A 9,172-nucleotide genomic window follows, 5' to 3' on the forward strand; every position below is an offset into this window, starting at 1 on the left:
GTATTCTCTCTCCCTGAAAATATTCGTTTAATTGCTTCTTTACATTTTTATACACTGATTCATCTTGCTGGATTGCTACCGTTTCCAAATGCATTAGTGGTTCATCAAAATAAATAGCTGTTAATTTTCCGTCATCAATTTGAAGATATAACTTCCCGATAGGACTTTCCAAAGCTTTTATCATGTACCGTATGTCCCCCTTTAGCCTCCAAATGATAAACTGGAAGGATAATATGAAAAGTAGTACCGTGAGTTAACTCACTCTCTACCTCTATACTTCCCCCATGATCTTCGATTGTTTGAATTGCATGGGCAAGTCCAAGCCCAGTCCCTTGTTCTTTCGATGTATAAAAAGGTAAAAAAATCTTCTGCATCTGCTCCTGAGTCATCCCCCCACCTTGATCTTTTACGGACACACAAACTTGCTTGTTATAACGCAAGGATTGAGTTATGGACACTTTCCCTCCATTGGGCATGACTTCCATTGAATTTTTTAAAACGTTCATAAATACTTTTTTTAATTCGTATGTGTCACCAAGAATCCAATCCGAGTCATTTTCACATGGTACCATTTCAAGTTCAATATTTTGTATGATACCTTGTGGGTGCATAAAATCAACTACTTGCGAAATGATGGAAGAGACAGAAATAAATTGAAATGATCGAGAAGGCGGTTTAGATAAAACTAAAAACTCATTGAGTATGGATTCCATTCTAATGAGTTCACTATTGATAATGTCTAGATATTCGTATCCTTGTTCACTTACTTGCGATGTTAGTAATTGTGTAAATCCTTTCAAAGAGGTCAAAGGATTTCGAATTTCATGCGCAATACTTGCAGCCATTTGACCGAGAGTCGATAACGAACGTGAGTGTTCAATTTGCTTTTTCAATTGAACATTTTCGGTATCATCACGAATGACCGTAACGTACATGTCCAAATTATTATTGAACGCAGATGTAAAATGATAAAACTTTGGTTCACCGATTGTATCTAGTTTAGATACACTCATTTCGGCAGAACCTTTTAGTGAAAGTGTTTTGAAAAATTGTTCGAAATCAGGTTTTGAATGAGGTAACAAGTCAAAAATGTTGTGTGCTTTTTTGCCTTTTAATTCATGTGGAGCTATGTCAAATAAGATTGTGGCTTTCTGATTGAAGTCAATAATGGTTCCTTCAGTGCTGGTCAAAATCATACCATGCGGAGCATATTTAAAGAGAAATTCATATTTCATTAAACCATCTACTATATTATGGCTTAGAATTTCGTGTGGGCGTTGTTTGAAGCGAATCAGATATTGGGATGATGAATGATTATAATTGCCCTGGACTTCGATAAATCTATTGCCTTTTTCATTATCCGTTAAGCATATTTGACATTTTGCATTATTTGAAAATGTCGCTTCCTTTAAAAAATTTCTCCAGGTTTTAGAAGAAGACTTGTCCATTTGTGTGATAACCTCTTCAACTGTGTTGTGTGAGAAAAATTCCTTCGCCATTCTATTTAACTTAATCCCCTTGCCATTCTCGAGTAGAATGACTGATTCTTTATCGTTCCAAAATAAATAATCGAACATCTCTGTGATTTTTTCGCCAAACAAGTCATTCACCGGACCTTTCTCGTTCTTTTTATACAAATTATGCTGTGAAATACCTTTATATTCTGGATAGCTAAAAAAACAAAGATTAAAATTAATTCAGATTATTTCATATAGATTTAGCTAATATTGACTTATATTGTTTGAATCAACTTTCCTTGTTAAAATAGAATGATGTAAAGAAGGAGAATGCTTAATGAACATCGTCTTAGCAACGCTAAATGCAAAATATATTCATACCAACTTGGCACTAAGGTGTCTTAAAGCAAGTGCACAACCTGAATTTAATCCAACCATTGCTGAATATACAATAAAGGATCCAGCTTTTAATATTGTTTCTGATATATATTTAAAGAAACCTAAAGTTGTCGGTTTCAGCTGTTACATTTGGAACATTGAGGAGACTTTAAAAGTTGTTCGTCTATTAAAAAGAGTGAGCCCAGATACTATTATTGTACTTGGAGGGCCAGAAGTATCCTATGACTCAAACTACTGGTTGAGACGCATGAAAGAAATCGACTTTATTGTCATGGGTGAGGGCGAAGTATCGTTCAAACAGTTGCTTCATTTTGTCGAAGGAACTCTTCCTTTAAAAGAAGTACCTGGTATTTGTTATATGCAGGATGAAAAATTTATGATTCACCCGCAAGGACCTAAAATTGATTTACGTGAAATGCCAACACCGTTTCGCTTTGAAGAAGATATTCCTCACTTGTCCAAACGAATTACTTACATTGAAACCAGCCGTGGCTGTCCCTTCTCATGCCAATTTTGCTTATCTTCCATCGAAGTCGGTGTCCGTTATTTCAATAGGGAAAAAGTGAAAGAAGATATTCGTTATTTGATGGATAATAATGCGAAAATCATTAAATTTGTAGACCGGACATTTAATATTAGCCGCAGCTATGCAATGGAAATGTTTCAATTTTTGATTGACGAACATCGCCCTGGTGTTGTTTTTCAATTCGAAATTACAGCTGACATTATGCGACCTGAAGTCATTCAGTTTTTAAATGAAAATGCACCTGCTGGATTATTCCGTTTTGAAATCGGCGTTCAGTCAACGAATGAATTGACGAATGAACTCGTAAAAAGAAAACAAAACTTTGCCAAATTAACACGTACTGTGACAATGGTAAAAGAAGGCGGAAAAATTGCGCAGCATTTAGACTTGATTGCCGGGTTACCTGAAGAAGATTATGCTTCATTCAAACAAACGTTTAATGATGTATTTGCAATGGGACCTGAAGAATTGCAATTAGGCTTCTTAAAACTGTTACGTGGAACAGGGTTGCGTGTTCAAGCTGAAGAATATGGCTACGTATATGTCGATCAAGCCCCATATGAGATCTTCGCCAATAATGTCCTGTCGTTTGATGATATGCTCAGAATCAAACAAGCTGAAGATGTTCTTGAAAAATATTGGAATGCACATAGACTCGATCGTACAGTTGGCTATTTAGTTTCTGAAACGTTTGAAACGCCTTTTGATTTCTTCCAGGACTTTGGCAGCTATTGGGAAGAAAAAGGTTGGTCCCGAATTGGCCACCAACTTGAAGACTTATTTAAACGACTAGAAGAATTTTTACTTCAGGACGGTCGTGCTGACATGGCAGTAGTTAGAAGTTTGATGAAGATTGATTACTTGGTACATCATCAATTCCAACCGCGCAAGCCATGGTGGGAAAAAGAAATGAAAAAAGAATCTCAGTCTGCAATTTATCGAAAAATCATTGAAAATCCAAGTCTAGCCGGTCAGTCTTTTGCAGAACTCAATCTTCATGAACGTGAAGTTTACAAACAGACGCTCCTTGTTCCTTTCTCACTTGATTTACAACTGCTTGACCAAGAGCAAGTCGTATCGAAGGATGGCTATTTACTAACTTTCTTCAAATCGGGACAAGCACCACAATTTTCGTTTATAGCAAAAGAGCAGGTATCCTGATTATTTCAGGACCTGCTCTTTTTTTAGCCTATGATAACACGTTCTTTTGGATAATGGAATTTGGTTTTGGTTGTACGACCGCCTATAGTATATAGGAAGGAGATTAATCCGATGCGCCCTACGAACATCAAAAGCATAATCAATATTTTACCGAAAGTCGATAATTTATCCGTGATGCCTAAAGACATCCCGCATGTTCCAAAAGCTGAGGTAATTTCAAAAATGATTGCCGTCATTGACAATGTGGGTTCTGAAATTGATAAGGCGATGGTTGCAAGTAACACAATGAAAATAGATAAAATGATTACCGCATATGAACGTAACACGTCGATTAATTGAATTTCACGATTAAATATTTGTATTTCATTTTTCCCACGCGCATAGTTAATCAAAAATAAGACCGCTATTGCAAACGTCGTAGTGCGAATCCCTCCACCTACTGAACTTGGCGAGGCTCCAATAAACATCAATGCACTCAAGAATATGTCGGTACCTTGTGTAAACTCTGTGATATCAACAGTAACAAGACCCCCCGAGCGTGACGACACAGAGTGAAACATTGCAGTAAATAAGGCTTCATGCCATGACATACCGCGAAAAGATTTGAACATTTCCAATGCAAGAATGACTACAGTTCCTACGACCAGCAATAAACCAAATGTAGCAGTTGTAATTTTCGTAAACAGCGAGAATCGGAAATTCTTGTTTTTATTAGATAAAAAGGCTTTAATTTCGATTAAAACAGGGAAACCGATTGCTCCTAAAATGATTAAGATCATGTTTATGATTTGCACAAAATAATCATCATGATACGGGATCATGGATTCGCCCGTAATATCAAAGCCACCATTCGTTGTTGCTGAAACAGAGGCAAACAAACCATGGAGAAAAGCTTCTGACAGTGTTTCATAAAATTGAGTAAAGTAGAACGTAAGAATGAGTGCGCCCAACAACTCGATAAGCAATAAAATCTTTATGATTTCAATAATTAAATTAACGACCCCAGACAGAGAATGCTGGTTATGATCTATCATGATTAATTGTCGTTCGCGTAAGCCTATTTTTTTTCCAACCAGTAACCACACAAATGTACCAAGAGACATGATTCCAATTCCACCAAGTTGGAGGATAATCATTAACATGGCGATTCCAAAAGTTGAGTACGTTTCTGAAATATTTAATACACTTAAACCTGTAACGCTGACAGCACTGACTGCTGTAAACAAACTATCAATAAAAGCCACACTGACTCCAGGTTGGTGAACTCCAGGTAGGTTTAATAACCCCACAGATAACCCAATGGCTAAAAAATAATAAGAAACGATTGCTTGAGCGGGCGATAAATTTCGTATGCGTTTAATAATTGGATTCATAAAAAGGTCAAGTCCTTTCAAATGACACGAATAGGTCATCTTCCTATTCTAAAAAACATTACGTAAAAAAGAAAGAACAAGTATTTATTCTTTTAAAAAAAGTGCTTCTCGATTGAGAAGCACCCGGATTAATGATTTTTATGATTGCGATTTTTGCCTTGTTCTGATTGTTCTTTACCACTTTGTTTTTTATCTTGTTTTCTTTTTTGATCATTATCTTTTCTTTCATGATCTTTATTTTTCCCTTTTTTATCTTGGCGAGGGTTATCGTGGTGATCTGAATTCGTTTTTTTTTCAGAAGGATGGTTGCCACTTGTTTTTGACTGGCCGTTATCTTTTCCTTCTCTATTCGAATCATTTTGTTGATTCGTCTGATTTTGATGACTTTGAGTCTTTCCTTCTGATTTTGCTGGCTTATCCCACTTCTTGTTAGGCTTAACTTGTTTAGATTCTTGTTTTTGGTGTTGAGGATTTTGTTTACTTTTATTATGAGTGTTCTTGTGATCTTTCATGTCAACGGCAGGTATTTGCGATTCTTTTTTGTTTTCTTTCTGCAGTTTATTGTTGTCTTCGTGTTTCTTATTTTCATCTTTTTTCTTTATTTCCTGTTGTTTTTCATCTTTTTTCTTTATCTTCTGCTGTTGCTTTTCTACCTTATTGTCTTTGAATTGTGCCTTGTATTTCTGTACGGAAATACCTTCATTGTTAGCAGCTTGACGATCCTCTAAAGAGGCTTCATTAACATTTACGGAGTATTTCTGCATCATACTTTTACTGTTGGAATTTGACACTGCCGAAACAATTACTTTTTCCAGCTTTGCATGGTTTTCTTTATTTTCATAGATGGTGGTAATCTCAATCTCCTCTTGTGTCTCGATAGTTGTTTCCGTACGATCTACAATTTGAAGTAAAACCCATGTTAAAGGCTTTCCTTTCCAGAAAGCAATATCTCTCTTAAGTGCCTCTCCATCGTCATTGAGTCCCTTAAAAGAATACACTGTCCCTTCCTGATCAAGACCCAGTTCAACACTCGGATTGATATCAATCTGTACATATGCAGACACTGGAGTTTGTGAAGGCAGCAATATTGAAAATAGCAATACAAGTGTCGCAACCATCGAAAGAACCGGCGCTGTCCATGAAGAATTAAATGTTGCTTTATAGCTTCTCTTGTTTAATAAAGGTTTATAAAATGCTTCGTCACCTATTTCAACAGAAGCAGAAAGTGGTATGCCTTTTTCAAATACTCCATCTTCCGTGAAGAAAATACTATATGAAGATGTTGTCTCAAACACGATCCCTCTTCGCGTGTTCATCATGACATCCGTCCTTTTAAATAATCTTTTATATAGTGCAGGTCACTTTTTAGAAGAATAGCAATTGCTATTATAAATTTTCGTTGTCTCTCCAAGGTTTTACGTGAAACTTCAACTAATTCTTCCAATTCTTTTATTGGCAATTTCTTTTTTGTTTGAAGTACTTCGTAAAACTCGTCCGTTTCCACAATGAGTTGTGCTATTTGGATAGCGGTCTTTCTTGAGTCTTCATGCGATGGAGAAACTTTAACAAGTTCCTGAAAGCTTAGTCCAAATGGTTTTAGCAAAGACTCGTATACAGCAATTTGATGTTTTCTTTCATCTGCCTGCTGCGTCGCTGTAAATTGTTCAAATGAATGTGAAGATTCTAGGATTGAAAAAGAACTTGATTCAATCTCAGAATCAGAACACATTTGACCTAGACTAATTTCTTTTCTTCTTGCTTCTTTTCGAATAAAGTCAATCAGTTTACGCCGAATCAGCAAATGAGCAAACGTTAAGAATGATGCATTTTTATCATGTTCAAAATGAACGATCGCTTCATGGAATGCGTACATTGCAATACTGTACTCGTCATCTTGTTCCCCAATATAACGTTTACATATAAACGAAGCAGTTTTTTTCATAAAAGGAGTGTAGGAAGAAAGAAGTTCATTAAGAACTTCTTCATTCCCTTCTTTTGCTTGAATTACTAGCAATTCAAGATCGTTTTTTGATTGTTTCTTAGGAAAAAGTCCTTGAATCGTTGCTAGTATCACAAGCTCACCCCATTTCCGCACAATAGTTAAGTCCTATCGATTGTAACGGGTTCTTGATAAAATGAAAAGATGCATTGTATTTCATTTTCTTAACAATTAACCCAAGTGTTATTTGTTTTTGTGATCTTCATTATGTTTTTCAACTTCATGACGATGCTCTTTTTTTGCATGATGCGATGCTTTATGCTCTTCTTTTTTAGCGTGATGTGTATTTTTGCGTTCTTGTTGTTTTGCATGTTGAGCATCTTTACGTTCTTGCTTTTCTACTGCTTTTTCAGCTTTTTTCACTTCTTTAGCAGCTTTTTTCTCAGCTTTTACTACTTCTRAATCTTTTTCAGTTTCAGTTTTTTCTTTATCATTCTCCACAGTGTCTTCATCAGTTTGGGCAGGTTCAGTTGCCTCGTCAGATGGTGTTGTTTCTGTAGTTGGAATTTCTTCTTTATCTTCTTCTTTGTTCTTCTCTTCCCATTTGGCAATAGCTTTATCAATATTTCTCTGAAGAGCCGCTTTTGCAGTTGGGTTATTTATTTTTTCAATGTTCAGGGAAAGTGCAAAAATATTATTTGCAAGGTAACCCAAAGGAATATTTGAGGAAATCGTTTGCAAATCTTCAACTGAAGTCGTTTGTTCTTTCAAATTGTTCAATGCCTCTTGTAAATTTACTGTTTCAAAATTGGATGAATCTACTTTTTCGGTGTCATKGGCAAAGGCCGGAAAAGAAGTTGAAGCTACTAATCCTGTTGCTAGCAATGCTGCACTGATTTTTTGGAATTTTTTCAATGTGTGCCACCCCTTGTAAAATGCGTWCGCTTTCACGTCATCAAACTATTCGATGCCATATCTAATTTTTTAGGGGGTACAAAAAAAGCTGCGTAAAATCTTTTCGATTTTACGCAGCTTACTGTTAAATTCTGAAATTATTGCTTACGATTTTTGTATCGTCCGGCCATTACTACTCCAACCGTCACCAATGCAATCATAATCCAGCCTACGTACGGGTTAGCATCAAAGAAATCGTGTAAGAACGGTTCATGTGTAATCATTCTTGCTGCCGTGAATGCCAAAACAGCAGATCCGATATAAATGATAATTGGGTATTTATCTATCAGTTTCACGAAGAGCGTACTTCCCCAGACCATAATTGGAATACTGATAATCAAACCAATTACAACTAATAAAAAGCTATGGTTTGAAGCATTTGCTGCACCAGCAACTGCTAATACATTGTCTAACCCCATAATTGTATCTGCAACGATTATTGTACCGATAGCTGACATTAAGGTCTTAGATGCTTTATGATCACCAGCATCCCCATCTTCAACTAACAATTTATAAGCTATCCAGATTAAAATAAGCCCCCCCACAAGTTGCAAGCCAGGAATTTTCAAAATCCATACAATGGCAAGTGTCGCAAGAACTCGAATCACTACAGCTCCAGCTGTTCCCCACATGATGGCTTTTCTTCGGTGATGAATGGGCAAGTTTTTCGCAGACATCCCAATAACGATGGCATTGTCTCCTGCTAAAACTAAGTCAATCATAATGATTGATAGTAGAGCTACTAAAAATTCAACTGTAAAAATATCCATAACGATCTCCTTTAATAAATATTTTTGAAAACAAAAAGACCCCTGCCTTATAAAAAGGCAAAGGTCTTGCTAAGCACATTATGTAAATGGCTATCATARCCGATGGTGTATACCATGTAATGACGACTATGAAATAGGTTTCCCTATAGCTACTCCCCTTTGACAACAGTCAAAAGTATATTAAGTTTTCATGTACAATAATTATAACATATTGAACGGAGTTGTAAACTAACACTACTTTATCTGAATATGATAAGACTGTTCTTTTTTATGAAGCTGATAAAAAGCAATCATACTTGGCAGGGATTCGATAAAATCCGCACATCGAATTCCACTGTCCTTCAAGATACCTTTCGCAACTGTCGTATCGAACTGAGCGTTCCATGTCAAATAGTCCAATGTTTCTTTTTCAACACCCAAGCTTTTTCTCAGTACTTTCAATTGCATACCCATTTTTGCAAGCGCCAGAGGTATTCGTCCTTTTGGCCATTTTCCGGTTACATGCCAAACCATCTGTCGGTATACTTCTTCCACTGGGTGAGGTTTTGGATCCGTTAAATGAATGGTCTTACCTATAGCACCTACATCCTCAC

7 protein-coding genes and 3 pseudogenes are annotated in these 9,172 nt (G+C 36.2%); 1 reads left to right on the forward strand and 9 read right to left on the reverse strand.

All coding sequences use genetic code 11. The features are described 5' to 3' along the window. Together AC1DSB_RS09500 and AC1DSB_RS09505 are read right to left on the reverse strand one after the other, a co-directional pair. Positions 1–184, reverse strand: a pseudogene (locus tag AC1DSB_RS09500) (methylated-DNA--[protein]-cysteine S-methyltransferase); the annotation flags it as partial. Continuing rightward, a complete protein-coding gene (locus AC1DSB_RS09505; RefSeq protein WP_477586578.1) occupies positions 135–1,610 on the reverse strand; it encodes an ATP-binding protein in 1,476 nt (491 codons plus the stop codon). The gene AC1DSB_RS09505 and the pseudogene AC1DSB_RS09500, both read right to left, overlap by 50 nt. A gap of 184 nt (positions 1,611–1,794) precedes the next feature. Here AC1DSB_RS09505 and AC1DSB_RS09510 point away from each other — a divergent pair, with 184 nt between their 5' ends. Beyond that, entirely contained in the window at positions 1,795–3,543 is a 1,749-nt protein-coding gene (locus AC1DSB_RS09510) for a B12-binding domain-containing radical SAM protein (RefSeq protein ID WP_477586580.1), read from the forward strand. 23 nt (positions 3,544–3,566) lie between these two features. On the opposite strand, the gene AC1DSB_RS09515 is transcribed toward AC1DSB_RS09510, so the two are convergent. The 7 genes and pseudogenes from AC1DSB_RS09515 to AC1DSB_RS09545 all read right to left on the reverse strand — a co-directional run. After that, on the reverse strand, positions 3,567–4,916 hold the full coding sequence (locus tag AC1DSB_RS09515; protein WP_477586582.1) for a TrkH family potassium uptake protein: 1,350 nt from the start codon (positions 4,914–4,916) through the stop codon (positions 3,567–3,569). 128 nt (positions 4,917–5,044) lie between these two features. Continuing rightward, complete coding sequence (locus AC1DSB_RS09520; protein ID WP_477533258.1) at positions 5,045–6,034, reverse strand: anti-sigma-I factor RsgI family protein; 990 nt, start codon at positions 6,032–6,034, stop codon at positions 5,045–5,047. 81 nt (positions 6,035–6,115) lie between these two features. After that, positions 6,116–6,235: pseudogene (locus AC1DSB_RS09525) on the reverse strand (anti-sigma factor domain-containing protein); the annotation flags it as partial. Continuing rightward, positions 6,232–6,990 (reverse strand): RNA polymerase sigma-I factor, encoded by a 759-nt coding sequence (sigI, locus tag AC1DSB_RS09530; protein WP_477586584.1) that lies wholly within the window; start codon positions 6,988–6,990, stop codon positions 6,232–6,234. The pseudogene AC1DSB_RS09525 and the gene sigI, both read right to left, overlap by 4 nt. 108 nt (positions 6,991–7,098) lie before the next feature. Beyond that, on the reverse strand, positions 7,099–7,626 hold the full coding sequence (locus tag AC1DSB_RS09535; protein WP_477586586.1) for a hypothetical protein: 528 nt from the start codon (positions 7,624–7,626) through the stop codon (positions 7,099–7,101). A 281-nt stretch (positions 7,627–7,907) separates the two neighbouring features. After that, positions 7,908–8,579 carry a TerC family protein gene (locus AC1DSB_RS09540; RefSeq protein WP_016427886.1) on the reverse strand — a complete coding sequence of 224 codons (672 nt, stop codon included), beginning with the start codon at positions 8,577–8,579 and terminating at the stop codon, positions 7,908–7,910. A gap of 234 nt (positions 8,580–8,813) precedes the next feature. Beyond that, positions 8,814–9,172 (reverse strand): annotated as a pseudogene (locus tag AC1DSB_RS09545) (SDR family oxidoreductase); the annotation flags it as partial.

Source organism: Paenisporosarcina sp. P4_E4_2 (genome assembly GCF_056401595.1).

What these genes read in the sequence shown, in the direction of transcription:
- AC1DSB_RS09510 (WP_477586580.1), top strand. Translation starts at nt 1,795, where the DNA reads ATGAACATCGTCTTAGCAACGCTAAATGCAAAATATATTCATACCAAC.
- AC1DSB_RS09515 (WP_477586582.1), bottom strand. Translation starts at nt 4,916, where the DNA reads ATGAATCCAATTATTAAACGCATACGAAATTTATCGCCCGCTCAAGCA.
- AC1DSB_RS09520 (WP_477533258.1), bottom strand. Translation starts at nt 6,034, where the DNA reads ATGGTTGCGACACTTGTATTGCTATTTTCAATATTGCTGCCTTCACAA.
- AC1DSB_RS09540 (WP_016427886.1), bottom strand. Translation starts at nt 8,579, where the DNA reads ATGGATATTTTTACAGTTGAATTTTTAGTAGCTCTACTATCAATCATT.